Origin of the sequence: Streptomyces sp. NBC_00341 (genome assembly GCF_041435055.1) — a bacterium.
In the GTDB taxonomy this organism is placed as follows: Bacteria; Actinomycetota; Actinomycetes; order Streptomycetales; family Streptomycetaceae; genus Streptomyces.
Genome location: NZ_CP108002.1, coordinates 3,694,228 through 3,719,311 on the forward strand (window position 1 = coordinate 3,694,228; position 25,084 = coordinate 3,719,311).

At 72.0% G+C, this 25,084-nt stretch carries 22 protein-coding genes; 4 read left to right on the plus strand and 18 right to left on the minus strand.

Features of this window, described 5'->3' with window-relative positions; translation table 11 throughout:
- Positions 1-10: 10 nt before the first annotated feature.
- The gene (locus OG892_RS16545) at positions 11-652 is read right to left on the minus strand and encodes a DinB family protein (protein WP_371629569.1); all 642 of its coding nucleotides are present in this window, start codon (positions 650-652) and stop codon (positions 11-13) included.
- 250 nt (positions 653-902) lie between these two features.
- On the opposite strand from OG892_RS16545, the gene OG892_RS16550 reads away from it, so the two are divergent.
- The gene (locus OG892_RS16550; RefSeq protein ID WP_371631642.1) at positions 903-2,414 is read left to right on the plus strand and encodes a CehA/McbA family metallohydrolase; all 1,512 of its coding nucleotides are present in this window, start codon (positions 903-905) and stop codon (positions 2,412-2,414) included.
- A 19-nt stretch (positions 2,415-2,433) separates the two neighbouring features.
- On the opposite strand, the gene OG892_RS16555 is transcribed toward OG892_RS16550, so the two are convergent.
- From OG892_RS16555 to OG892_RS16600, 10 genes are all read right to left on the minus strand, one after another.
- Positions 2,434-3,777 (minus strand): DUF4157 domain-containing protein, encoded by a 1,344-nt coding sequence (locus tag OG892_RS16555; RefSeq protein ID WP_371629570.1) that lies wholly within the window; start codon positions 3,775-3,777, stop codon positions 2,434-2,436.
- A 112-nt stretch (positions 3,778-3,889) separates the two neighbouring features.
- Complete coding sequence (locus OG892_RS16560; protein WP_371629571.1) at positions 3,890-5,266, minus strand: MFS transporter; 1,377 nt, start codon at positions 5,264-5,266, stop codon at positions 3,890-3,892.
- 146 nt (positions 5,267-5,412) lie between these two features.
- Positions 5,413-6,876: an aldehyde dehydrogenase family protein gene (locus tag OG892_RS16565; RefSeq protein WP_073737194.1), complete on the minus strand. Its 1,464-nt coding sequence runs from the start codon at positions 6,874-6,876 to the stop codon at positions 5,413-5,415.
- Entirely contained in the window at positions 6,873-8,612 is a 1,740-nt protein-coding gene (locus OG892_RS16570) for a D-aminoacylase (protein WP_328866641.1), read from the minus strand. The genes OG892_RS16565 and OG892_RS16570 overlap by 4 nt, the downstream gene beginning before the upstream one ends.
- Before the next feature lie 164 nt (positions 8,613-8,776).
- Positions 8,777-9,898, minus strand: coding sequence for an LLM class flavin-dependent oxidoreductase (locus OG892_RS16575; protein WP_073737192.1), 1,122 nt, complete (start codon positions 9,896-9,898; stop codon positions 8,777-8,779).
- 121 nt (positions 9,899-10,019) lie between these two features.
- On the minus strand, positions 10,020-10,805 hold the full coding sequence (locus OG892_RS16580) for a glucose 1-dehydrogenase (protein WP_327337485.1): 786 nt from the start codon (positions 10,803-10,805) through the stop codon (positions 10,020-10,022).
- A gap of 10 nt (positions 10,806-10,815) precedes the next feature.
- Positions 10,816-11,760, minus strand: coding sequence for an LLM class F420-dependent oxidoreductase (locus tag OG892_RS16585; RefSeq protein WP_371629572.1), 945 nt, complete (start codon positions 11,758-11,760; stop codon positions 10,816-10,818).
- An 82-nt stretch (positions 11,761-11,842) separates the two neighbouring features.
- Positions 11,843-12,862 (minus strand): hypothetical protein, encoded by a 1,020-nt coding sequence (locus OG892_RS16590; RefSeq protein ID WP_371629573.1) that lies wholly within the window; start codon positions 12,860-12,862, stop codon positions 11,843-11,845.
- Between the two features lie 401 nt (positions 12,863-13,263).
- Entirely contained in the window at positions 13,264-15,168 is a 1,905-nt protein-coding gene (locus tag OG892_RS16595; RefSeq protein WP_073737188.1) for a long-chain fatty acid--CoA ligase, read from the minus strand.
- Between the two features lie 83 nt (positions 15,169-15,251).
- Entirely contained in the window at positions 15,252-16,529 is a 1,278-nt protein-coding gene (locus OG892_RS16600; protein ID WP_328866638.1) for an acetyl-CoA C-acetyltransferase, read from the minus strand.
- Positions 16,530-16,605: 76 nt separating this feature from the next.
- On the opposite strand from OG892_RS16600, the gene OG892_RS16605 reads away from it, so the two are divergent.
- Together OG892_RS16605 and OG892_RS16610 are read left to right on the plus strand one after the other, a co-directional pair.
- Complete coding sequence (locus OG892_RS16605) at positions 16,606-17,925, plus strand: 3-oxoacyl-ACP reductase (RefSeq protein ID WP_371629574.1); 1,320 nt, start codon at positions 16,606-16,608, stop codon at positions 17,923-17,925.
- 4 nt (positions 17,926-17,929) lie between these two features.
- Positions 17,930-18,823 (plus strand): MaoC/PaaZ C-terminal domain-containing protein, encoded by an 894-nt coding sequence (locus tag OG892_RS16610; RefSeq protein ID WP_371629575.1) that lies wholly within the window; start codon positions 17,930-17,932, stop codon positions 18,821-18,823.
- Here the strand turns inward: OG892_RS16610 and OG892_RS16615 are convergent.
- The 6 genes from OG892_RS16615 to OG892_RS16640 all read right to left on the minus strand — a co-directional run bounded on the left by OG892_RS16615 (position 18,786) and on the right by OG892_RS16640 (position 24,115).
- Positions 18,786-19,430: a TetR/AcrR family transcriptional regulator gene (locus OG892_RS16615; protein WP_199884469.1), complete on the minus strand. Its 645-nt coding sequence runs from the start codon at positions 19,428-19,430 to the stop codon at positions 18,786-18,788. The two genes, OG892_RS16610 and OG892_RS16615, sit on opposite strands and share 38 nt — an antisense overlap.
- Positions 19,431-19,551: 121 nt before the next feature.
- Entirely contained in the window at positions 19,552-20,898 is a 1,347-nt protein-coding gene (locus tag OG892_RS16620) for a dicarboxylate/amino acid:cation symporter (RefSeq protein WP_371629576.1), read from the minus strand.
- A 440-nt stretch (positions 20,899-21,338) separates the two neighbouring features.
- Positions 21,339-21,593 (minus strand): DUF4229 domain-containing protein, encoded by a 255-nt coding sequence (locus tag OG892_RS16625; RefSeq protein ID WP_371629577.1) that lies wholly within the window; start codon positions 21,591-21,593, stop codon positions 21,339-21,341.
- A gap of 155 nt (positions 21,594-21,748) precedes the next feature.
- A complete protein-coding gene (locus OG892_RS16630) occupies positions 21,749-22,273 on the minus strand; it encodes an N-acetyltransferase family protein (RefSeq protein WP_371629578.1) in 525 nt (174 codons plus the stop codon).
- Between the two features lie 144 nt (positions 22,274-22,417).
- Positions 22,418-23,581, minus strand: a complete 1,164-nt coding sequence (gene mqnE / locus OG892_RS16635) for an aminofutalosine synthase MqnE (RefSeq protein WP_073737183.1) — start codon at positions 23,579-23,581, stop codon at positions 22,418-22,420.
- Positions 23,582-23,659: 78 nt separating this feature from the next.
- Positions 23,660-24,115 (minus strand): Lrp/AsnC family transcriptional regulator, encoded by a 456-nt coding sequence (locus OG892_RS16640; RefSeq protein WP_073737182.1) that lies wholly within the window; start codon positions 24,113-24,115, stop codon positions 23,660-23,662.
- A gap of 132 nt (positions 24,116-24,247) precedes the next feature.
- On the opposite strand from OG892_RS16640, the gene OG892_RS16645 reads away from it, so the two are divergent.
- On the plus strand, positions 24,248-24,382 hold the full coding sequence (locus OG892_RS16645) for a hypothetical protein (protein ID WP_260255715.1): 135 nt from the start codon (positions 24,248-24,250) through the stop codon (positions 24,380-24,382).
- Positions 24,383-24,393: 11 nt separating this feature from the next.
- Here the strand turns inward: OG892_RS16645 and OG892_RS16650 are convergent, their stop codons facing one another.
- On the minus strand, positions 24,394-25,059 hold the full coding sequence (locus OG892_RS16650; RefSeq protein WP_073737181.1) for a UbiX family flavin prenyltransferase: 666 nt from the start codon (positions 25,057-25,059) through the stop codon (positions 24,394-24,396).
- Between the last annotated feature and the right edge of the window lie 25 nt (positions 25,060-25,084).

The window sequence follows — 25,084 nt, forward strand, 5'->3', positions numbered from 1 at the left end:
ACGCCGGCCGTTACCCGATGTGCTGCTGCCGGTACCGGTAGAGATCACGGAGCAGGGCGATCTCGGCCCCGTGGTGCAGAAGTTCCTGGTTCACCCACCAGATGACGTCGACGAACGGTTCCTCCGCGTCGCTGCCGTGCGGGTACGTGCAGTGGCCGACCCGGTCGAGCACGGCGTCGTCGGCGGCGAGCAGCGCCTCGCGCCAGGCCCCGGCGGCGGCCGAGAAGCCCGCGATCGCCCCGGCGGCGTCGGGGCGGGCCCGGTAGTCGCCCTTGGTGAGGGTGCGGGTGCCGTGGGCGTGGTCGGCGCGGACGGCCAGCATCTCCGCGAGGTGTGTCAGCCGCCAGGCGATCGTGGTGAAGGGCGGCGGCACGGGGTGCGGCTGGTCCGCCGAGTCCCGGCCCCAGTCGCCCGCCCCGACCAGCTGGGTGGCACGAGCGCCGGGTCCGTCCGCCCGGCGGCGGACCGACCAGCAGCCGGGCACCGGCTCCCAGAGGTACTCCGCGTCGGTCATCGGAGCGGCCTCGACGTCCACCCCGTTGCCGCTGTCCACCACCGGACCGCCGATGCGGCCGAGCAGGCGCTCGCAGCCGAAGTCGAACTGGTCCAGGAGCGGCGCCAGACGGACGGGGACGGCGAGCTGCCTGCTCATCACTCTTCTCCTTCAGCCCCGCGAGGGAGCGGATCCTGCGGGTACCGGCACGGTCGGCAGCCACCGTACCGAGCGGGTGGCGATGTCGGGCGCGGCGGACCGGGACGGACAGGCCCCGGCCCGGACCCGTCCCGAACTCACCGCGTTCATCGGTCATTCACCGCCCTCCACCACGGTGTACCGGTACGCAGACCTCGTCTCGTCCGCCACCTCCGGGGAGCGCCCCATGCCCGAACCCACTCAGGTACCGATGACCGCGGCACGTTCCGCAGACCGCCCGATCGCCAGGCGTGGCCTTCTCGTCGGGACGGCCGCCACCGCCCTAACGTTGGGGACCGTGAGCTTCGCCGCCGCCGACGAGGGCGGCACCCGGTCCAGCACCGTGCGCGGCGTCCTGCCGCCCGGGTCCCCCGACTACGTGTACCTGCCGGTCGACGTCCCGCGCGGGATCGCGGAGATCGCCGTCTCGTACACGTACGAGAAGACGCCCGTCCCGGCCGGGACGCAGGGCAACGCCCTGGACATCGGCATCTTCGACGAGCGCGGTACGGAGCTGGGCGGGCCGGGGTTCCGGGGGTGGTCCGGCGGGGCGCGCGGCAGCTTCTTCATCCGGGGCGACGCGGCGACCCCCGGCTATCTCGCGGGGCCGGTGCGGGCCGGGACCTGGCACATCGCCCTCGGCCCGTACACCGTCGCCCCCGAGGGTCTGCCGTACGAGGTGACGGTCATCCTGCGCACCGGGCCCACGACGGCCACGCCTCGCCCCGGGTATCCGCCGCAGCGCGCGAAGGGGCGTGGACGCGCCTGGTACCGGGGGGACTGCCACCTGCACTCCGTGCACTCGGACGGCGAGCGGACCCCGGCCGGGATCGCCGCCGGGGCCCGCGCGGCCGGGCTCGACTTCATCAACAGCAGCGACCACAACACCACGTCCGCGCACGGTGCTTGGGGCGGACTGTGGGGTGACGATCTGCTCGTCCTGACGGGCGAGGAGGTCACCACCCGCAACGGCCATGTGCTCGCGCTCGCCACAGAGCCGGGCACGTTCGTCGACTGGCGCTACCGGGCCGGGGACAACCGCTTCGGGCGTTACGCGAAGGCCGTCCGCCGGGCCGGCGGTCTGGTCGTGCCCGCCCATCCGCACGCCACCTGCATCGGCTGCCACTGGAAGTTCGGGCTCGGCGAGGCGGACGCGGTGGAGGTCTGGAACGGCGCCTACACCCCCGAGGACGAGATCGCCCTGGCCGAGTGGGACAACTCCCTGGTGGCGGCGGCCCGTTCGTTCACGTCCTGGGTTCCGGCGATGGGCAACAGCGACGCCCACCGGGAGCCGGACCGGATCGGGCTCCCGCAGACCGTCGTCCTGGCCGAGGAGCTGTCCCGCGAGGCCATCGTGGCGGGCATCCGGGCCGGGCGCTCCTACATCGCGGAGTCGTCCGCCGTCAGCCTCTCCTTCGGCGTCTCGGACGGGCGCGGGCACCACGCCGGGATCGGTGAGCGGCTGCGGGCCCCGGGGGACGACACCCCGGTCACCGTACGGCTGGAGGTCACCGGCGCCCCGGACTGCACCGCGCACTTCGTCACCGACCAGGGCACGCTGTTCACGTCGGCGCTCCCGAAGTCGGGGACGGGGACGGCGCAGTGGCGTACGACGCCCGCGAACGCCACCTATGTGCGGGCCGAGGTCCGGCATCCGGCGACGGTACCGGGGCTGCCCGGAGCGTTGGCGGCGCTGACCAATCCGGTGTTCCTGGAGAGCTGACCCCGGGCCGTCCCCCGGATCAGGTCGTGCTCTCCTGCACCTTGGACCACGCCGCCTTCGGGGTGTACACGGTGTTCCTCGGCTTGGCCGCCGCCGCGGGAGTCCGCAGGTCAGAGCTGTCCCAGGTGGCTTGAGCGGCGTAGCGGAGCGGTCCGGCCGCCGGGGCCAGGCCGAGGGCGGTCAGCTCGGACTGCGGATCGGTGGTGCGGCTGTACAGTCCGCCCGCCGAGACCGCCCCGCCGCGCTGGAACCCCATGGCCGCCGGAGCCTGGTTGGTGGCGTAGAAGTGCGCCTCGCCGCTGATCGTGAAGGATCCCCGGGTGGTGTTGTGGATCTGTCCCGCGCTCGCGATCAGCGAGGTCATGCCGAAGGTGTCGTCGCCCCCGTCGCTGATCGTGCCGTCCGCGTTGACCACCCACAGCTCCCAGTACCGGAGCTCGCTCCCGTTGGCCGTCCCGCCGGCGGCCGACACATAGGCGTCCAGCCCGGGGCCGTCGACCGGGGCCCAGCTCTGGCCGGTGTGCCGCTCCACCGCGAAGCGCCTGTTCACCTGCTGGATGATCACCCCTTGCTGCGGGTTGGCGAGCTGCCATTCCCGTACCCGGGAGAAGTTGCCGCAGACCCCTTCCTCGTTGTAGGCGCCCAGGACCGGGGCAGCGAGGACCGGTGCGGGCCCGCCGGCGGCCGGGGCCCGCTGCACGGCGTGGTCGTGTGCCGCGGTCACGCTGCTGCGCCGCACCCCGGCCTCGGCGGCGTCGTGCGCGTGCGGCGCGGCCATGACGCGGTGCGCGTTGGCCTCCGCCGCCCGCTCGAAGCGGTCGGAGGGGTCGGAGACCTTCAGCCCGGTCCCGTCGTCCGTGCCCGCCACCGGGCCGGAACGCTGCTGGACCACATGGGTCAGTTCGTGGGCGAGGGTGTGTTCGTCGGTCGTCGCGCCGCCCAGGACGATGTGACTGCCGGACGTGTACGCGCGGGCGCCGATCTCCGCGGCGGAGCGCTGGGCGGTGGCGTCCGTGTGCAGCCGGACGTCGGAGAAGTCCGTGCCGAACCTGGCCTCCATGTCCTCGCGCACCGGCTGGTCGAGCGGGCGGCCCGTCGTGCCCAGCACCTGGCGCACCGCAGAGCGCTGCACGGGCTGCACGGGCTGCTCCCGGGCCACGTCCGGGTCGCGGTCCCGTTCCCGGTCCGCGAGCATCCGTGCGACGGCCGCGTTGCCCACCGTCCGCTGGAGCACGGCCAGCTCCGCCGGGGGCCCCGGCGCCGCGACCGGCCCTGACGGGCGGTCCGACTCCTGGTCCCGCGCCCGCGGGCGCCCGGCGCGGGTGGTGCGGCGTTCCTGCTCGTGCACAGTGCCTCCAGCCATCGGTCCCTGCCATGGATACCGCGTCGCGCCCGGCCGGCCAAGGGGCCCCGGGGGTGGTCACGGGGCACCGCCGCTGCACTCCTCGGACACCGCCCGGCCGGCCGGCCGCCCGCTACTCCGGCGCAACCGGTACGGCGGTCCGCGTGCGGTCCGGGACGGGTTGCGCGAGAGCACAAAACCGCTGGGCGCAGGAACGCCGTTGCGCCACCGCGAGGCCCGCGATCACCGTCCCCAGGACCAGCCACCCCGCCGGTCCTGCGGCCATCACCACGCCGGTCAGCAGCGGGGGCCCGGCGGACTTCTGGATGGACTGCGACATGCCCGCCACCCCGAGGTAGCCGGCCCGCGCCTCCGGGGGCGCCAGCAGGACGGCCAGCTCCCACGAGCTCACCGAGCGCATCAGCTCCGCGAGCGTGACCAGCACCGCCGCGCCGAGCAGGACCGCCGCGGCCGTCCAGGTGCCGCACCGGGTGGCCCCGGCCAGGAGCGCGCAGCACACGAACATCAGGCCGCCGTACAGCAGCAGGGTCCGCACCGTCCTGCGCGGGCCCTCGGCCCTTCTGGACACGGTCAGTTGGAGCACGACGACCAGCACGGTGTTGATGACCAGGAAGGCCGGTACGAGGGCGTGCGGCGCCGAGGTGCGGTTGACCAGCCACAGCGGCAGCCCGACGGCGAGGACGGAGTCGTCGAGGTTCATCGGGATGTCGAGCAGGACGAACCTGAGGTAACCGCGGTCCCGCCAGGGGCTCTTCGGCCGGCCGGGGGTGCGTCCGGCGGCGGGCGCCGACGCGGCCCCGGGCGCCGCCGCCGACCGCGCGACCTCGACCGTCGCCTCCCGCAGCTCGCCGGTGCGCCACACCAGCACCGCCGCCACGAGGAACGACAGCGCGTTGCCGAGGATCAGTGCGCGATAGGCGTCCGTGGTGCCCACGGCCAGTCCGACGGCCGCGATCCCGGCGCCGACTCCGTACCCGGCGTTGGCCGCGCTGCGCGACAACGCCTGGTAGGCGGAACGGCGTTCGCCCGCCGCGCGGGTGGCGAACAGCATCTCCAGCGTCTTGGCCGCCCTGTCCCCCAGGTAGGTCGCGGCGACGACGGGCAGCAGCGCCTCGAACCCGGGACACAGCAGCACCAGGGTCAGGGTCACCAGCCGCAGCAGATGGCAGCCGACCAGCAGCGGACGCAGCGGGAAGCGCCCGGCCAGCCGTCCGGCCAGCGGCGAACCGGCGATGCCCGCCACCCCGGCCACGCCCAGCAGCACCCCGATCTGCTGGGCGCTCAGATGCGTCACGAAGGTGAGGTACAGAACCGAGGACGCGGCCCACAGCCCCGATCCGGTGCGGTCGACCGACAGGGCGAGCAGCATGATCCGGGCGTTACGGCCGCCCGGCGGGTTACGCAGCTGCGCCAGCAGCCCCGGCCCGCGCGCCGGAACCCGGTCGCCCTTGCCCTTGCTCCCGCCCTTGCCCTTCGTGGCGCGTCGCACCGCCCCACCCCCGAATCTCTCCACGGCTCAGCAGACCGGGGAAGCCTGTCGCGAATTAATCTCGATGTCAAGATACTTGATGACGAGATACTCTCGCGCCGTGTCCTCTCCGGCCGGGGCGGGGCGGGCCGGCCGGTGCGGGGGGCTCAGCCCGGCCAGACGATCGCCTGGAGTTCGCTGTAGGCGTGCAGGGCGTACGAGCCGACGTCGCGTCCCACCCCGCTGCGCTTGAACCCGCCGAACGGGGCCTCCATGTTCCGGCCGATGGTGTTCACGCCGACCCCGCCCGCCCGCAGCCTGCGGGCGACGCGGAAGGCGCGGGCCACGTCGCCGGACCAGACGTAGTCGATCAGCCCGTAGTCGCTGTCGTTGGCCAGCGCGATGCCCTCCTCCTCGTCGTCGAAGGGCACGACCACCACGACCGGGCCGAAGATCTCCTCCCGCACGACCCGCATGTCGGGTGTGCAGTCGGCCAGCAGCGTGGGCGCCACGTAGAAGCCGCTGCCGGTCGGCTCCGGGCGGTCGCCTCCGGTGACGATCCGGGCTCCCTCCTTGCGGCCCAGTTCGACGTACGACTCGACGCGGTCCCGGTGGGCGGCGGAGATGACCGGGCCGACGACCGTGCCCTTCGCCGTCGGGTCCCCCACCGTCAGGTACCCGGCGTACCCCGCGAGCTTCTCGATCAGGGCGTCGTGCGCCGCCCGCTGGACCAGGACGCGGGTCGGAGCCGTACAGATCTGACCGCTGTAGAACGAGAACGTGGTGCCGATCCCCGCCACCGCCGAGTCGAGGTCGGCGTCGTCGAGGACCACGGCGGCGCCCTTGCCGCCCAGCTCCATCAGCTGCCGTTTCATGGACCGGCCGCAGACCTCCGCGATGCGCTGCCCGACCGAGGTGGAGCCGGTGAAGCTGACCATGTCGACGTCGGGCGAGTCCACGGCGGCCTCGCCCGCCTCCGCCCCGGAACCGCTGATCACGTTGACGACGCCCGGCGGAACACCGGCCTCCGCGAGGGCCTCCGCCATCCGGTAGACGGAGAGCGGGTCCTGCGGCGCGGGCTTCACGACGACCGTGTTGCCCATCGCGAGCGCCGGGGCGATCTTGCCCGCCGGGTTGGCCCAGGGGTTGTTGTACGAGGTGATGCAGGTGACGACGCCCACCGGCTGGCGGACCGCGAGCGCCCCGAAGATCCCGGCCCGGCCCATCGGACCGGCCTCGTTGATCTGCGGCGGGACCGCCTCCTCCGCCGGTTCCAGGGCGCCCTTCGCGTACCGCCGGAACCGGGCGGCGCCGACAGCCACCTGCATCCCGCGCGCGGTGCCGGTGGTGGCGCCGCTCTCCGCCTGGGCGAGCGCGGCGTTGGCGGTGAAGTCGCGCTGCATCAGGTCCGCGGCGCGGTCGAGGATCGCGGCGCGTTCCTCCGGGCGGGTCAGGGACCAGCTCGCGAAGGCCTCGCGGGCCGCTGCTGCCGCCTCGTACACCTGCGCCCGGCTCGCCTCTGGGGCGAGGCCGACGACGTCTTCCGTGGCCGGGTTGATCACCTCGTAGTGGCCGTTCGCGGGTTCGGTCCACTCGCCGCCGATGAAGAGGCGCTGGGGAGTCGTGGTCACTGCGTGCTCACCGTCCGGGTGTCGCGTCCGGAGCGCAGCACCGTGCCGGGGACCGCGCCGGTCACCTTGTCGTCGCGCAGCGTCTCCACCCCGTTGACCCGGACCGACACGATGCCGAGGGCCTTGGAGTCGAGCCGGGGGCTGTCGCCCGGCAGGTCGTGGACGAGGGTGGCCGGCCCCGCGTCGATGCGTTCGGGGTCGAAGAGCACCAGGTCGGCGTGGTAGCCCTCCGCGATCCGGCCCCGGTCGCGCAGGCCGAAGAGTCGCGCGGGGTCGTCGGTGAGCATCTTGACGGCCGCTTCGAGGGGGACGAGCTTGCGGCCGCGCAGGCAGTCACCGATGAACCGGGTGGTGTACGGGGCTCCGCACATCCGGTCCAGGTGGGCGCCCGCGTCGGAGCCGCCGAGCATGACGTCCTCGTGCTCCCAGGTCCGCTGCCGCAGCGCCCAGGAGTCGGGGTCGTTGTCGGTGGGCATCGGCCACAGGACCGTGCGCAGTTCGTCGGCCGCGCAGATCTCGACGAGGCACTGGAAGGGGTCCTGGCCGCGCTCTGCGGCGATGTCGTTGACGACCCGGCCGCCGAGGCCCTCGTTGGCCGCGCTGTAGGTGTCGCCGATGACGTACCGGCCGAAGTTCGCGAGGCGGCGGAAGACGCCGGCCTCCTTGCTGTTGGCGCGGCGCAGCATCTCGGTGCGGGTGTCCGCGTCCCGGAGCCGCTCGATGCGCTCGGGGACGGGCAGGGACAGGATGTCGCCCCAGCCGGGGATCAGGTTGAGGGCGCAGAACGTGCCGAGCGACATGTTCATCGGGGTCAGGATCGGCATCGTGAGCGCGACGATCCGGCCGCCCGCGCGGCGGGCGCGTTCGCTGGGGACCAGCTGGCGCGGTACGCGCTCCGGGACGGCGGCGTCGATGGTCAGGACGTTCCAGTTGAGCGGGCGTCCGGCCGCCGCCGTCATGTCGACGAACAGCTCGATCTCCTCGTCGGAGAACTGGTCGAGGCAGCCCGCCACGATCGCCTCGATCTGGGTGCCCTCGTGCTCACCGACCGCGCGGGAGAGCGCGAGGAGTTCCTCGGGCAGCGCGTGCCGGGAGGCGACCGGCTGTCCGTCGCCGTCGGCGTGGGTGGAGGACTGGGTGGTGGACAGGCCCCACGCCCCGGCGTCCATCGCGTCGTGGAACAGGGCCAGCATCGCGTCCAGTTGGGCGGGCGTGGGCTGTCCGCCGACGGCTTCCGCGCCCATGACGTGCCGGCGCAGCGCGCAGTGCCCGACCATGAATCCGGCGTTGACGGCGATCCGCCCGTCGAGGGCGTCGAGGTACTCGCGGAAGCTGGACCATGTCCAGTCCACGCCCTCCTCCAGGGCCTTGAGCGCCATGCCCTCGACCCGCGACATCATGCGCCGGGTGTAGTCGGCGTCCTCGGGCCGGTCCGGGTGGAGCGGGGCGAGGGTGAACCCGCAGTTGCCCCCGGCGACGGTGGTCACGCCGTGGTTCATCGACGGGGTGGCGTACGGGTCCCAGAAGAGCTGGGCGTCGTAGTGGGTGTGCGGGTCGACGAACCCGGGCGCGAGGACGAGGCCGGTGGCGTCCTCGGTCGTCGCGGCGGGCCCGGGGGCCGTACCGGGCTCCGCGACGACGGCGATACGGCCGTCCCGGATTCCGATGTCCGCGAGGTAGGAGGGCCCGCCGGTGCCGTCCACGACGGTCGCTCCGCGGATGAGGTGGTCGAGCATGAGGGGTCCCTTCCGTGTGTACAGAACTGGATGTGTGCCGGGGTGCGTACGGCCGCGGTACGCACCCCGGCCGGCGGAACGGCGATCCGGGAAGACGCCGCCCGTGTGTGGCCGGGGGCGCTGCCCCCGGACCCCCGCTCCTCAATCGCCGGAGGGGCTCGGTTTCACGCCGCGTCGCGGAACCGCGTCGTGCGGTGGACCGGGTCCGTGTCGATCTTCGGGATCACGTGCTCACCGATCAGCTTGATCGAGTTAAGCGTGTCCTCGGGGCTGATCCCGATCGGCAGCCCGAAGCTCAGCTGGTCCGCCCCCGCCCGCTCCCAGCGCCGGCACTGCGCCAGCACCTCGTCCGGATCGCCGCAGATCATCAGCTCCTCTGCGATGAGGAGTTCGATGATCTCCTCCGAGTACTCCGGCAGCAGCTCCGGCCACTCCGGGATGCCCTCCGGGCGCGGGAACGTGTCGTGGTAGCGGAACAGCAGCGACTGGAGGTAGTTCAGCCCGCCGCCCACCGCGATCTCGACGGCCTTCTTGTGGGTCTCGGCGCAGATCGCCGTCGAGGTGACCATCACGTTGTCGTTGACGAAGTCACCGATCGGCTCGGCGTCCTTGACGGCCGTCTTGTAGGACTCGACGACCCACTCCATGTCGGAGACCTTCTGCACGCTGAAGCCCAGCACGCCGAGCCCCTTCTTGCCCGCCATGGCGTACGAGGACGGCGAGCCGGCCGCGTACCACATCGCCGGGTGCGACTTCCCGTACGGCTTGGGCAGGATCTTGCGCGGCGGCAGCGACCAGCTCTTGCCCTGGAAGCCGACGTACTCGTCCTGGAGCCACATCTTGGGGAACTCCCCGATGGTCTCCTCCCACAGGTCCTTGGTGTGGTTCATGTCGGTGATGCCCGGCATGAACCCGAGGATCTCGTGGCTGCCCGCCCCGCGCCCGGTGCCGAATTCGAAGCGCCCCTCGGAGAGGTGGTCCATCATGGCGACCTTCTCGGCCACCTTCACCGGGTGGTTGACCGGGGCGAGCGGGTTGAAGATGCCGGATCCGAGGTGGATGCGGTCCGTGGCGTGGGCGAGGTAGCCCAGGTACACGTCGTTGGCCGAGATGTGCGAGTACTCCTCCAGGAAGTGGTGCTCGGAGGCCCAGGCGTACTTGAAGCCGGACTTGTCCGCCTGGATGACGTACTCGGTCTCCTCGATCAGCGCCTTGTGCTCTGCCCCGGGGTCCGCCTTGGCCCGCGCGGCGGGCACATACCCCTGTACAAAGAGCCCGAATTCCAAGGGGGTTCACCGTCCTCAATCGTTTCTGACACTCCGTCAGATTCTGATGCGTCCGACTGTTCCACCGACACCCTGACCCGTCAATACCTGACGCCTCGTCAGGTCAGATGAGTGGTGGCGGTCAGAAGAGGCTGACCCCGGCCAGCCACCCGCCGTCGATGACGAACGGCTGCCCGGTGATGTACGAGGAGTCGTCCGAGGTCAGGAACAGCGCCAGGGCGGCCACCTCCTCGGGACGGCCGATCCGGCCGAGCGGGACGAGCTTGCGGTAGAGCGCGTCCACCGCCCCCTTCGACTCCTCCTGGTCGGCGTCCGGGTCCAGCATCGCCGGATTGGACATCGCGGTGTCCACGGCCCCGGGACAGACGGCGTTGACCCTGACCCCCTTCGCCGCCAGCTCCACCGCCGCCACCTTGGTCAGGCCCAGCACGGCGTGCTTGGTCGCGGCGTACGCGCCGACGAACGCCATACCGGTGAGCCCGGTGTACGAGGAGGTGTTGACGATGGTCCCGCCGCCCGCCGCCACGATCTCGGGCGCGACCGTCTTGATCCCCAGGAAGGCGCCCACCTGGTTGACCTGCACTATCGCCTGGAACTCCTCCAGCGGCGTGGTCACCAGCTCGTTGAACCGCAGGATCCCCGCGTTGTTGACCAGCCCGTCGATCCGCCCGAAGGCGGCCTTCGCCGCGGCGACCGCCGCCTGCCAGTCAGCCTCCTGGCTCACGTCGAGGTGGACGAAGAGCGCGTTCTCCTCCCCCAGCTCCTTCGCGAGCGCCTCGCCCTGCTCGTCGAGCACATCGGCGATCACCACCCGGGCGCCCTCCGCCGCGAAGAGCCGCGCCTCCTGCTCGCCCTGCCCGCGCGCCGCGCCGCTGATCAGCACGGTCCGCCCGTCCAGCTTCCCCATGACCTGACTCCTACCTGTCGAGGTGAGGTGCGACATCGGCGGCGAACGCCGCCATCTGATCGGTCAGTTCGGCTCTGCTGCGACTGCGGAACCGCACCTGTATCTGGTGCACGCCCATCGCCGCGTACTCCCGCAGCGACTCCGCGAGGGCCTCCGGCTTCCCGCTGAGGGTGCGCCGCCCCACGGACCAGTCCGGCTCGCCCACGTACAGCGGTTCCGTGATGGCCCCGACGACGATCGGCTCCGCCACCCCGGCGGCCTCGCGCAGCGCGTGCAGCCGGGCGATCTGCTCCGGCAGCTTCCCGCGCGGATCACCCTGCGGCAGCCAGCCGTCCCCCCGCACGGCGGCCCTGCGCACCGCGGCGGGCGAGGACCCGCCCACCCAGATCGGCACCCGCTCCTGGGCGGGCCTGGGCAGCTGGCCCAGCCCGCTGAAGGAGAACCGCTCCCCCGCGAACTCCGGGTACTCCTCAGGCCCGAGCGCGGCCTTCAGCGCGTCGACGGTCTCGTCGAGCACGCCGCCGCGCCCGTCGAAGTCCGCCCCGAGCGCGTCGAACTCCTCGCGCACGTGCCCGGCCCCGACCCCGAGGATCAGCCGGCCGCCGCTGAGGTGGTCGAGGGTCGCGTACTGCTTGGCGGTGGCCAGCGGATGCCGCAGTCCGACGACCGCGACATGGCTCATCAGCAGCACCCGCTCGGTGACCCCGGCGAGGAACCCGAGCGTGGCGACCGGGTCGTACCAGACCGTGCTCATCCCCTCCGCGAGCCGGCGCGGAATGGCGACGTGGTCACAGCTCGCGAGGTAAGCGAACCCGGTACGGTCGGCGGTGCGGGCGATCTCGGCGAGGTCGGCCGGGGTCGCCCCGCCCTCCCACGGCTCTGCGTAGATGGCGCTCTGCGACTGGATCGGGAGCTGCATCCCGTACGACAGCGGCCCGGCGGGCAGTATCGGCACCGTCCGGCCTCCTTCCCCTGGACCAGATCTGACGCCTCGTCACTTGACGACGCGCGGGGCCATCGTCGTACCTGACGCTCCATCAGACAAGGGGCGGGCGTGAACCCGGCCGCAGGCGCCCGCCCGCCCGCGCCGCCGCACCCAGCAGCACCAGGGCGCCCGCCGCGAACACCACGTTGCCGATGAGACCGGTGGCGCGGGACACATCGAGATACCGTGCCTGCTCGAACCCCACCCAGACATAGGTGAGCAGCGCGCCCCCGGCGAGCCCGAGCCGGTGCGCCCCGGTCCACCCCTCGCCGCGCGCCCAGCGCACGCCCGGCACCAGGACCGCGGCCACCAGCAGCACCCAGCCGAGGACGGGCACCGCCGCCGGCACTCCGTCGGGCAGGTACTCCCGCCCCCAGTACGCGCTCGTCGCGGCGAAGGACAGCGCACCGACCACCCAGGGCGCGGGCGGCGTGCGCCCGGCCGTATGCCGGACTCCCAGAGGCCGGCACAGGAAGGCGGCAGCGATCAGCAGGGCGATGAGCACGCCCGCCGCGGCGAACTGCGCGGGCGTGGCCGCGAAGTCCTCGGACTCCACCTGGGCCAGGGCGAGGAAGCCCGAGCCGGCGGTGAACACGAGGACGGTCGCGCAGAGGCCGGGGAGACCGAGCCAGGGGCGGGTGCGGTCACCGCCGCGGGCGAAGGCCTCGACGAGGGCGATGGGCACGCAGACGCTCCACACGGTGTGCAGCGTCAGCACGTCCTGGAGCAGTTGGACGCCGGTGTCCAGCAGCGGCACCCGGGCCCCCGCGTACGCGGCCCCCAGGTCGAAGCCGCCGTAGTGCGGGTTCCACAGCATCTGGTCGACCGGCCCCTCCTCGATCAGCGCGTACGCCGCGCCGAGCAGGATCATGGTCGGCCAGCCGCGCCCGGCGCGGCGGGCCGTCTCCCGGACCAGCAGCGCGCCGCCCCCGTACAGGGGCGCGAGCAGGAACACCGAGGGCAGCGCCGTGATCGGCTGGTTACCGAGCAGGAACTCCCCGATCAGCGGTGCCAGCAGGAAGAGGCCGAGCGCGGAGCGGAGGCGGTGGTGGTGTGCGCGTGCGGGGGCCATGGAACCGATGCTGGTCCGGCCACCCGGCGGCGGGCATCGGCCGATGGGCCAGGACCGCCGGACGAAAGTATCCGGACGGCAGACAAAGGTCGCGACGGACCCCGCATCACTAGCGTCCGCACACCGGCTTCACAACGGCCGCAGACGCGCGACGGCAGGGTTCGGGGGCGTGCAGGGGAGTCCCCGCAGAACGACGAACACAGACCCGGGTACGCAATGCGGACCCCCCGCACGTTCGTCGTTCGAGGAGACGCCCCGGAGGGACCCCGAACCCCCACCCACCGGACAGGGCGCACCCGCACCCGGCGGAGCACCCGCACCACCCAAGCCCGTCCGGCGATTGAGGACGGAACCCCGCACCGAGGAACCCCGCACCAAGGAGCCCCCGCACCAAGGCCGCCTCACTTGCGGTAAAGCTCCTCGATCTCCGCCGCGAAGTCCCGGCTGATCGCGTCCCGCTTCAGCTTCAGCGACGGGGTCAGGTGGCCGCGCTCCTCGGTGAAGTCCACCGGCAGCACGGTGAACTTCCGGATCGACTCGGCGCGGGAGACGAGCCGGTTGGCCTCGTCGACCGCGCGTTGCAGCGTGGTGTGCAGTTCCTCGTCGTGGATCAGTTCGCGCACCGGGACGCCCTCCTTCTTGCGCATCCGGCGCCAGTGGGAGAGCCCGTCCGGCTCCAGGGTGATCAGGGCGGTGATGAACGAGCGGTTGTCACCGACCACCATGCACTGGCTGACCAGCGGGTGGGCGCGCAGCCAGTCCTCCAGCGGGGCCGGGGTGACGTTCTTGCCGCCCGAGGTGATGAGGATGTCCTTCTTGCGGCCGGTGATCGTGAGGTAGCCGTCCTCGTCGAGCGCGCCCAGGTCCCCGGTGGCGAACCAGCCGCCGTCGAGCGCGGGAACGGCCTCGCCGCGCGCCGCGTCCCAGTAGCCCTGGAACACCTGGCCGCCGCTGAGCAGCACCTCGCCGTCCGGCGCGATGCGGACGGCGGTGCCCGGCAGCGGCCAGCCAACCGTGCCCAGCCGCGGCCTCAGCGGCGGGGTCACCGTGGCGGCCGCGGTGGTCTCCGTCAGTCCGTAGCCCTCGAAGATCTCGATGCCGGCGCCCGCGTAGAAGGCGGCGAGCCGGCTGCCGAGCGGGGAGCCGCCGCAGATCGCGTACCGGACCTGGCCGCCGAGCGCGGCCCTGATCCGGCGGTAGACCAGCGGGTCGTAGAGCGCGCGGGCCGCCCGCAGACCGAGTCCGGGGCCCGGTCCGGTGCCGTGTTCCGCGGCCTCGACGGCCTGGCCGTAGCGCTGGGCGATCCGGGCGGCCCGGTCGAAGGACGAGGCGCGGCCCATCTTCTCCGCGGTGGCCCGGCCGGTGTTGTACACCTTCTCCAGGACGTACGGGATGGCCAGCAGGAACGACGGTCTGAAACCGGCCAGGTCCGCGAGCAGGTCCTCGGTCTGGATGGACGGGGCGTGGCCGAGCCTGACCCTCGCGCGCAGGCAGCCGATCGCGACCATCCGGCCGAAGACGTGCGAAAGTGGCAGGAACAGCAGGGTGGACGCGGGGTACTTGCTGACCGATTTGAACACCGGGTGCAGCAGCTCGATGGCGTTGTCGACCTCGGCGTAGAAGTTGCCGTGGGTCAGCACACAGCCCTTGGGGCGGCCGGTGGTGCCGGAGGTGTAGATGAGGGTGGCGGGGGTCTCCGGTTCCAGGGTGGCGCGGCGGGCCGCGACGGCGTCGTCGGGGACGTCCCGGCCGGCCGTCTTCAGCCGTCCCAGCACGCCCGTGTCGAACTGCCAGAGGTGGGTGAGGCCGCCGAGCTGCTTGCGTTCCTGGCTGATGACGCGGGCCTGCTCCGCCGTCTCGACCGCGCAGGCGGCGGCGCCGGAGTCCTGGAGTATCCAGCGGGCCTGGAAGGCGGAGGAGGTCGGGTAGATGGGGACGGTGACCAGGCCGGCGGCCCACGCCGCGAAGTCCAGCAGCGTCCACTCGTACGTCGTACGGGCCATGATCGCGATGCGGTCGCCGCCCCGCAGCCCTTCCGCGATCAGGCCCTTGGCGACGGCGAGCACCTCGCCCGCGAACTCAGCCGCCGTCACGTCCTGCCAGCTGCCGTCCGGCTGCTTGCGGCTGAGGACGGCGTCGGCCGGGGCCTCGCGGGCGTTGTCGAACGGGATCTCAGCGAGCGAGCCGCGCCGGACGGGCGGGGCGAACGCCGGTACGGAGACCTGCTGGACGGTGCCGTCGGCGGCCCTGACCCTGGTCGGCTCGACCAGGACGGGCGCGGTGGTGGTGGCGGGTGGCGTGGACACGTGCGGCTCCTCGGGCATCGGGGTCGGGCGGGGTCTGAACGGGTCGGGACGTGCCTACGTGTACGGGGGTACGGGCTTACGGGTCAGGCGCGTTCGAGGATCGCCGTGACGCCCTGGCCGCCGGCCGCGCAGATCGAGATCAGCCCGCGTCCCGGGGCGTCCCGCTCCGCGAGGAGCCCCGCGAGGGTGGCGACGATCCGGGCGCCCGTCGCGGCGAACGGGTGCCCGGTGGCGAGCGAGGAGCCGGCCACGTTGAGCTTCTCCCGGTCGACGGGGGCCAGTCCCGCCTTCTCCCAGGCGGCCAGCGTGGCGAGCACCTGGGAGGCGAAGGCCTCATGGACCTCGAAGAGGTCGAAGTCCTCGACGCCGAGACCGGCCCGCTCCAGCAGCCTCGGCACGGCGTACGCGGGCGCCATCAGCAGACCGTCCTCACCGCCCACGTAGTCCACCGCGGCGGTCTCGTACAGCGAGAGGTAGGCCAGCGGTTCGTGCCCGTGCCGCTCGGCCCACTCCTCGCTCGCCAGCAGCACCGTCGCGGCGCCGTCCGTGAGCGGGGTGGAGTTGCCCGCGGTCATCGTCGCGTCCGGGTGGTCCGCGCCGAACACCGGTTTCAGGGTGGCGAGTTTCTCCACCGTGGAGCCGGGGCGCAGGTTCTGGTCCCGGTCCAGGCCGAGGTACGGGACGACCAGGTCGTCCAGGAACCCCCGCTCGTAGGCGGCGGCGAGGCGCTGGTGGCTGGTGGCGGCGAGCAGGTCCTGGTCCGCGCGGGCGATGTCCCACTGGCGGGCGGTGACCGCCGCGTGGTCGCCCATCGAGAGACCGGTGCGGGGTTCCGCGTTGCGCGGGATGTCCGGGACGAGATGGCGGGGACGTACGCCCGCGAGGGCCTTCGCCCGGCCGCCCGCCGACTTCGCGCGCCGCGCAGAGAGCAGCAGCCTGCGCAGCTCGTCGTTGACGCCGAGCGGCGCGTCGCTGGTGGTGTCCGCGCCGCCCGCGACCGCCGAGTCGAGCGCCCCGAGCATGATCTTGTTGGCGGCGGCGATGACGGCCTGGAGGCCGGTGCCGCAGGCCTGCTGGATGTCGTACGCGGGCGTGCGCGGGTCGAGCCGGGAGCCGAGCACGGTCTCCCGGGCCAGGTTGAAGTCCCGGCTGTGCTTGAGGACCGCGCCGGCGGCGAACTCCCCGACCCGCTGCCCCTGGAGCCCGAACCGCTCGACCAGTCCGTCCAGCGCGGCGGTCAGCATCTGCTGGTTGGAGGCCTGCGCGTACGGCCCGTCGGAGCGGGCGAAGGGGATACGGCTGCCGCCGATGACCGCGACCCTGCGGGGCTGCGGGAGTGCGAGGGGGATCAACTCGACCAACTCATCTCGACCAACTCCTGACTCTTGAGTAACCTTACTCTGGAGTAAATCTAAGACCGAGCAGGGAGTCTGGACAATGGCCGACCGCTATCTGCACTTCACCGGCACAGCGACCGGCCGGTTCCTGACCCGGCGCACCGGCCTGCCGCAGCCCGCACCGCTGCGCCGCTGGTCCCTGGAGACCCCGTCGCTCACCGGCCCCGTACTCCACCTCACCGCCGGGGACTCCACCGTGACCGACGAGCTCGGCGCCGTCCTCGCCGCGACCGGCCTGGAGGTGCGGGCGAGTACGGAACGGCCCGCCGCGCTCGTCCTGGACGCCACGGCTGTCGACACCGCCGCCGGGCTCGGGGCCGTGCACGGCGCACTGCACCCCGTCGTCCGCTCCCTCGCACCGGGCGGACGCGTCGTCGTCCTCGGCGTGCGGCCGTCCCCGGACGACCACCACCAGGCCGCCGCCCAGCAGGCCCTCGAAGGCTTCGTGCGCTCCCTCGGCAAGGAGATCGGCAAGGGCTCGACCGCGCAGCTGGTCCGCGTCGTGCCCGGCGCGGTCACCGGCGCCGAATCGACCCTGCGCTTCCTGCTGTCGCCCCGGTCCGCGTACATCAGCGGTCAGGTCATCGAGGTGACCTCGGCCGCCCCCGCCCCGGTCGACGACTGGGCCGCCCCGCTCGCCGGACGCACCGCGCTGGTCACCGGGGCGGCGCGCGGCATCGGCGCCTCTGTCGCCTCCGTGCTCGCCAGGGACGGCGCCCACGTCATCTGCCTGGACGTCCCGCAGGCCCGCGAGGACCTGGAGCGCACCGCCGCCCGGCTCGGCGCGACCGCCCTGCCGCTGGACGTCACCGCGGCCGACGCGGCGGCCCGGATCACCGCCGCCGCCCCGGACGGCCTCGACGTCCTCGTCCACAACGCCGGCATCACCCGCGACCGGCGGCTCGCCAACATGCCCGCCGACCGCTGGGCCCCGGTCATCGACGTCAACCTCGACAGCGTCCTGCGCACCACGGACGCGCTGCTGAAGACCGGCACCGTCAACCGGGGCGGCCGGATCGTCGCCACCGCCTCCATCGCGGGCATCGCCGGCAACAACGGCCAGACCAACTACGCGGCCAGCAAGGCAGGCATCATCGGGCTGGTCCGCTCGCTCGCCCCGCGCGCGGAGGCGGAGCACGGCGTCACCGTCAACGCGGTCGCGCCCGGCTTCATCGAGACGAAGATGACCGCCGCCGTGCCGCTCTTCATCCGCGAGGCGGGCCGCCGGATGAACTCGCTCTCGCAGGGCGGGCTCCCGGTCGATGTCGCCGAGACGACCGCCTGGTTCGCCCAGCCCGCGTCGAGCGCCGTCAACGGCCAGGTCGTCCGGGTCTGCGGCCAGAGCCTGCTGGGGGCGTGACCCGGTGCCGAGCCTGATCCTCTCGCTGGCGCGCGGCGCCGCCACGTCCCCGTTCAAACGGCCCGGCCGCCCGGAAGCCGTACTGCCGCCCGACCGCGCGACCGCACCGCCCGCACCCCCCGCGGCCGGCCCGCTGGCCGCGTACCGCAGGATCTGCGGCTTCACGGAGCCGGACGCCCTGCCGGTCACCTACCCCCACGTCCTGGCCTTCCCGCTCGCGATGCGGCTGATGACCCGGCGCCGCTTCCCGCTGCCGGTCACCGGACTCGTCCACACCTGGATCGAGATCACCGCACACCGGACCCTGCACCCCACGGACGCCCTCGAACTGACGGTGTACGCCGACGGGTTGACGCCGCACCGGCGCGGCACCGAGGTCACCGTGGTCACCGAGGCCCGGCTCTCGGGAGAGCTGGTGTGGGAGTCCCGCAGCGGCTACCTGTCCCGGCACCCGACACGTACGGGCACGGGCACAGGTACAGGTCCGGGTCCGGGCACGGGCACAGGTCCGGGCACGGGCACGGCCCCGTCCCCCGCCGCCCCCGGACCGGCGCTCCCCGCCGTCGCCGAGTGGCGGCTCCCCGCAGACCTGGGACGGCGCTACGGAGCAGCCTCCGGCGACCGCAACCCCATCCACCTGTATCCGTTGACGGCGCGGCTGTTCGGCTTCCCGCGCGCCATCGCGCACGGTATGTGGACCGTGGCCCACTGCCTCGCGCAGACCCCGCGGCCGCACCTGATCCACACGGTACGGGCCGACTTCAGGGCGCCCGTCCTGCTGCCCGGCACCGTCACCTACGCCTCCGACGGCACCGGCTTCCAGCTCCGCGACGGCGAGGGCGACGACGCCCGTGTCCACCTCACCGGGACGGCGGCTGCCAGGAGCGCCCGTTCATGAGGTTCTCCAGGCCCGCCCAGGAGAAGTTCATCAGGGTGGACGCCGCTTCCTTCGCGGAGACGCCCGGGGTCTCGTTCGCCCAGCCGGCCAGCGACTCCGCGGCGCCCACCAGCGCCTGCGCGAGCCCCACCACGTCGCGGTCGGGGAGCGCCGGGTCGTGATGGGCCTCGCGGGCCGCCGCCCCGATCAGACCCGTCACGAACGCAACGATCTCGTCGCGCATCACGCTCACCTCGGTGGCGAACGGCTCCCCGTGCGTACGCGCCTGCCGGTACAGCACCGCCCAGCCGTCCGGGTTCTGCGCGGTGTGCGTGAAGAACGCCCGCAGCCCGGACCACAGTTGCCGGTCGGCGGGCAGCCCCGGTTCCGCCCCCGCCTGTACGGCCGCGAGCAGCTCCCGGGCCTCGCGCCGGATGCACGCGGTGAACAGCTCGTCCTTCGAATTCAGATACAGGTACACCAGCGGCTTGGACACCCCGGCCAGCTCGGCGATCTCGTCCATGGAGGCGGCCCGGTAGCCGCGCCGCCCGAACGTCTGCACCGCGGCGTCCATCATCTGCTGCTCGCGCACGGCGCGCGGCATCCGCTTGCCCTTCACAGCACCCATGCCGGACTCCTCCCGCCCCCGCTGCACTACTCCCCGGTAAGAGTACGGCGCGTTCGCAAAACGGCTCTGCCCCGTACCCAGGTGCGAGGGTACGGGGCAGAGCTGTTGGGGACCGCGTGGATCAGGCGGCGACGGGCACCTTCGCCGGCTCGCTGTCCTGGACCTCGGCCTCGTCCACCGGGGAGGCGGAGGCCGAGTTGTACAGGTCGTGGTCGAGGATCTTCTCGCGTGCCGAGACGAGCACCGGGATCAGCGCCTGGCCCGCGACGTTCGTCGCCGTCCGCATCATGTCCAGGATCGGGTCGATGGCCATCAGCAGGCCGACGCCCTCCAGCGGGAGGCCCAGCGTCGACAGCGTCAGGGTCAGCATGACCGTGGCGCCGGTGAGACCGGCGGTGGCGGCGGAACCGATCACCGAGACGAACGCGATGAGGATGTAGTCACCGACGCCCAGCTGGACGTCGAAGATCTGCGCGATGAATATCGCGGCCAGCGCCGGGTAGATCGCGGCGCAGCCGTCCATCTTGGTCGTCGCGCCGAACGGGACCGAGAAGGAGGCGTACTCCTTCGGGACGCCGAGGCGCTCGGTGACCTGCTGGGTGACCGGCATGGTGCCGACCGAGGAGCGCGAGACGAAGCCGAGCTGGATCGCGGGCCAGGCGCCCTTGAAGAACTGGAGCGGGCTGACCTTGGCGACGGTGGCCAGGAGCAGCGGGTAGACGCCGAACATCACCAGGGCGCAGCCGATGTAGACGTCGGCGGTGAACGTCGCGTACTTGCCGATCAGGTCCCAGCCGTAGTCCGCGATCGCGTAGCCGATGAGGCCGATGGTGCCGATCGGGGCGAGCCGGATGACCCACCACAGGGCCTTCTGGAGGAGTTCCAGGACGGCTTCGCTGAGGGTGAGGATCGGCTGGGCCTTCTCGCCGAGCTGCAGGGCGGCGATGCCGGCGACGGCGGCCATGAAGACGATCTGAAGGACGTTCAGGTCGGTGAACGGCGTGATCACGTTCTCCGGGATGATGCCGGTCAGGAAGTCGAGCCAGGAGCCGGCTTGCTCGGGGGCCTTGCCGTCCTTCGGCGTGAGGCCGGTGCCGGAGCCCGGGTTGGTGATCAGGCCGATCGCGAGGCCGATGGCGACCGCGATCAGCGAGGTGATCATGAACCAGAGGACGGTGCGGCCCGCCAGCCTGGCGGCGTTGTTGACCTTGCGCAGGTTGGTGATCGACACCAGGATCGCGAAGAAGACGAGGGGCGCGACGGCCAGCTTCAGCAGCTGGACGAAGATGTGGCCGACCTTGTCGAGCGTGGTGTAGAGCCAGCCGATGTCCTGGCTGCGGGCGAGCCAGCCGAGCAGTACGCCGAGGACGAGACCGGCGACGATCTGGGCCCAGAACGGGACCTTGGGTATGCGGAAACCGGAGCCGGAGGGCTCATCGGTGGTGGCGGACGCGGGGTTCGCGGACACGGACACACTCCAGATGTGACGCATCGGGACGCACGGGGACAGTGTGCGGAGGGGACGGGGGTGCGGCGCCCGCGTCAGAGGCGGCGCCGCTGCATGATGCCGTTCAGACGTTGCGGCAACAGACCGCGGACATACAGCGGCAGAGATCGACATGCAGGCGCGCCACGAGCGGGATGCTCGCGGCAGGTCGGAGGCGCACAGCTGTCTTCATGCCGAACACGTTAACACTTGAACTTTGAGAACCTCAAAGGTCTTCTTTGGTATGAGACTGCGTCCGCACACCCGGCGGAGCCCGCGAGCAGGCGGCGGTATCCCCCAACAGGCCCCGGGGCAACGCGAAAGCCCCAGTACAGGAGCGTTCGCTCCGGCGCTGGGGCTTCGAGAAGAATTGGTGCGGGTGTGAGGGAGCTTACATTTCCCTTACGGTCCCTGGCTGTCCCCTACTGGGTGACGCCGTCCTCGCGGGCCCGGTTCGCCTCAAGGCGGGCCTTGGTCCGGTCGACCTTGGAGACGATCTGCTCGGACATCTCGTCGCGCTGCTTGCGCAGCAGCACGTAGCTGAGCGGCGCGGAGAGCACGAGGGCGAGCAGGATGACCCAGATGATGTTCGAGCCCCCCGCTCCGGAGGGCAGCAGCCCGTAGTTGACGGCCACGGCGGAGAGCGCGAAGCAGCCGACGAAGATACTGAGACGCATCGCGGTGTACCGGATCATTGCGCTCGGCTTTGCAGCGGACACAGCTCGCCTTCTCTCTACGTGACAGTCCTGCCCGTCCAGTGAAGCATGCCCCGTAATCGAGCGGTTCGGAGGGCTCCGCCAAGGGGCCGCGCGGCGGCCCTGGACGATCGCTCTCAGCCGAGCGGCAGCAGCATGATGACGTCGTCGCGGTCGTCCCCGTCGCCCACCCGGATCGCCCCCGGCACCCGCCCGACCTCCTTGTAGCCGCAGGCGGCGTAGAAGCGGTCGGCGCCCGTGCCGCCCCGGCAGGTGAGCCGGATGGCCTCGATGCCCTCGATGGAGCGCGCGGCGTCGGCGGCCGCGGCCATCAGGTCGCGTCCGAAGCCCCGGCCCTGGTGGCGGGGGTGGACCATCACCGTGTAGAGCCAGACCCAGTGCGACATCAGCCGGTGCGTGTTCCGGGCCAGGAAGGCGGTGGCGGCGACGGTGCCCTCCTCGTCGTAGCCGACGAGGAGGCGGGTGCGCTCCTCCGTGATGGCGGTGAGGTGCTTGACCAGTTCGGGCCGGACGTCCTCCGCCGTGACGGGCGGTACAAAGCCCACCGCGCCGCCCGCGTTGGACACATCGGCCCAGAGCGCGGTGATGCCGTCCCGCAGGGGCCTGTCAAAGGGAGGGTCCAGCTCAAAGGTAAGTGTCATAGAGGCAGATTAACCATTACGAGCGCTGCGCTCAATCCCGTCGGAAGACCCCGTCCGAAACGCGAGAAAGCTCCGGCCGGGACGGCGGCCGGAGCTTTCGTGAAGCGGTACAGCACTGCGCGCGCCCGGGGGCGCGCGCCGGGTTCAGACCCGCATCGGCTGCGGCGACTCGCGCCGGTCCGCGTCCGGGCCCGGGTACTCGCGGAGGATCTCGTACCGGGTGTTGCGCTCGACGGGCCGGAAGCCGGCGTCGCGGATCAGGTCCAGCAGGTCCTCACGGCCGAGCTTGTTGGGCGTGCCGTAGTTGTCCGCGTCGTGCGTGATCTTGTACTCGACGACCGAGCCGTCCATGTCGTCCGCGCCGTGCTGGAGCGCGAGCTGGGCGGTCTGCACGCCGTGCATCACCCAGAAGACCTTGACGTGCGGGACGTTGTCGAAGAGCAGCCGGGAGACCGCGAAGGTCTTGAGCGCCTCGGCGCCGGTCGCCATCGTCGTCCGTGCCTGGAGCTTGTTGCGGACCTTGCCGTCCTTCATGTCCACGAAGTCGTGCTGGTAGCGCAGCGGGATGAAGACCTGGAAGCCGCCGGTCTCGTCCTGGAGCTCACGCAGCCGCAGCACGTGGTCGACGCGGTGGCGGGGCTCCTCGATGTGCCCGTACAGCATCGTCGCCGGGGTCTTGAGCCCCTTCTCGTGCGCGAGCCGGTGGATCCGCGACCAGTCCTCCCAGTGGGTGGCGTGGTCCACGATGTGCTGCCGGACCTCCCAGTCGAAGATCTCCGCGCCGCCGCCGGTCAGCGATTCCAGACCGGCATCGATCAGCTCGTCGAGGATCTCGGAGGCGGAGAGCCCGGAGATGGTCTCGAAGTGGTGGATCTCGGTGGCGGTGAAGGCCTTGAGGGAGACCTCAGGCAGCGCTTCCTTCAGCGCGCTCAGCGAACGCGGGTAGTAGCGCCACGGCAGGGTGGGGTGCAGCCCGTTGACGATGTGCAGCTCGGTGAGGTTCTCGCCCTGCATCGCCTTCGCGAGACGGACGGCCTCCTCGATGCGCATCGTGTACGCGTCCTTCTCGCCCGGCTTGCGCTGGAACGAGCAGTACGCGCACGACGCGGTGCACACGTTCGTCATGTTGAGGTGGCGGTTGACGTTGAAGTGGACGACATCGCCGTTCTTGCGCGTGCGCACCTCATGGGCCAGACCGCCGAGCCAGGCGAGGTCGTCGGACTCGTAGAGCGCGATCCCGTCCTCGCGGGTCAGCCGCTCGCCGGCCCGGACCTTCTGCTCCAGCTCGCGCTTGAGTCCCGCGTCCACTAGGGCGCCTCCCATTTCTCTACGTAACAGACTTCGCTCACGGTACTCCCCCGCCGGGCGCGCCCGGCGGACCCCCCGTCAGCCCTCTTCGGGCAGCTCGCCGACCCGGTTCTCCCACTTGGTGGACAGCACGATCGTGGTGCGGGTGCGCGAGACGCCCCGGGTGCCGCTGAGCCGGCGGATGGTCTTCTCCAGGCCGTCCACGTCACCGACGCGCACCTTGAGCATGTAGGAGTCGTCCCCCGCGATGAACCAGGCGTCCTCGATCTCGGCGAGGTCCTTCAGCCGGTGCGCGACGTCCTCGTGGTCCGCGGCGTCGGAGAGCGAGATGCCGATCAGGGCCGTGACGCCGAGCCCGAGCGAGGCCGCGTCGACGGTGGCACGGTAGCCGGTGATCACTCCGGCGGACTCCAGCCGGTTGATGCGGTCGGTGACGCTGGGGCCGGAGAGCCCGACGAGTCGGCCCAGCTCGGCGTACGAGGCCCTGCCGTTCTCCCTGAGGGCCTGGATGAGCTGCCTGTCCACCGCGTCCATGTGACTGGAACCTTCCATTAATCAGCAGTATCGCGAGTCTATGTGTAGAATCTAAGGCATGCAGGCTCCGGAGCCTGCAAATCTTCCCGAACATCCAAAAAATGCTTTCGAATCTTCAGGAGTGAAAACACCGTGTACACGATCGAGATGGCCTACGCCCGGATGCGCGAGCTGCAGGACCTGGCCAACCGCTCGCGTGCCCATCAGCCCGCCGCCGCCCACCGGGTCGACCGGACCCGCACCCCGCGCGCGCCCAAGAAGCGCTGACCCCGCCCGGATCAGCCACGGGAGCCTCCACCGAGCTCTCCCTCCCAGCGGCGGTACAGCTGGTGCGGCACCCCTGCCGCGTCCAGCACCCGCCCCGCGACGAAATCCACCAGATCCTGGATGTGTGTCGCACCCGCGTAGAACGCCGGAGAGGCGGGCAGCACGACCGCGCCCGCCTCGTCCAGGGCCACCAGGGCCTTGAGCGTCTGCCCGCTGAGCGGGGTCTCGCGCACCGCGACGACCAGCTTCCGCCGCTCCTTGAGCGTCACGCTCGCGGCCCGTTGCAGCAGGTCCTTCGAGAGCCCGAGCGCCACCCCGGCCACGCACGCCGTCGAGGCCGGGACGATCAGCATCCCCTTCGCCGGGTAGGACCCCGAGGACGGCCCGGCCGCCAGATCACCGGCCGGCCAGTGCCGTACGCCGGACACGTCCACGTCGAAGGTGTGCGGCTTGCCGTCCGCACCCCGCGCCAGCCAGCCGCGCAGGTCCTCCTGCCAGTGCGCGTCGCGGAACGCGATCCCGGTCTCGTCCAGCAGGGTGAGGCGCGACGCCCGGCTCACCACCAGATCGACGCTCTCCCCCGCGGCCAGCAGACCACGCAGCACCGCGGCGGCGAATGGTGTGCCCGAAGCGCCCGAAACCCCGACAATCCAAGGCTGTCGCTGCTGCTGACTCACTGAAATCCCGGAATCCACAGAACCG

Excerpts from the sequence above, each read along its gene's own strand:
- OG892_RS16545 (WP_371629569.1), bottom strand. The coding sequence starts at position 652 with ATGAGCAGGCAGCTCGCCGTCCCCGTCCGTCTGGCGCCGCTCCTGGAC.
- OG892_RS16550 (WP_371631642.1), top strand. The coding sequence starts at position 903 with ATGACCGCGGCACGTTCCGCAGACCGCCCGATCGCCAGGCGTGGCCTT.
- OG892_RS16555 (WP_371629570.1), bottom strand. The coding sequence starts at position 3,777 with ATGGCTGGAGGCACTGTGCACGAGCAGGAACGCCGCACCACCCGCGCC.
- OG892_RS16570 (WP_328866641.1), bottom strand. The coding sequence starts at position 8,612 with ATGCTCGACCACCTCATCCGCGGAGCGACCGTCGTGGACGGCACCGGC.
- OG892_RS16580 (WP_327337485.1), bottom strand. The coding sequence starts at position 10,805 with ATGGGGAAGCTGGACGGGCGGACCGTGCTGATCAGCGGCGCGGCGCGC.
- OG892_RS16590 (WP_371629573.1), bottom strand. The coding sequence starts at position 12,862 with ATGGCCCCCGCACGCGCACACCACCACCGCCTCCGCTCCGCGCTCGGC.
- OG892_RS16605 (WP_371629574.1), top strand. The coding sequence starts at position 16,606 with ATGGCCGACCGCTATCTGCACTTCACCGGCACAGCGACCGGCCGGTTC.
- OG892_RS16615 (WP_199884469.1), bottom strand. The coding sequence starts at position 19,430 with ATGGGTGCTGTGAAGGGCAAGCGGATGCCGCGCGCCGTGCGCGAGCAG.
- OG892_RS16625 (WP_371629577.1), bottom strand. The coding sequence starts at position 21,593 with ATGCGTCTCAGTATCTTCGTCGGCTGCTTCGCGCTCTCCGCCGTGGCC.
- OG892_RS16630 (WP_371629578.1), bottom strand. The coding sequence starts at position 22,273 with ATGACACTTACCTTTGAGCTGGACCCTCCCTTTGACAGGCCCCTGCGG.
- OG892_RS16640 (WP_073737182.1), bottom strand. The coding sequence starts at position 24,115 with ATGGACGCGGTGGACAGGCAGCTCATCCAGGCCCTCAGGGAGAACGGC.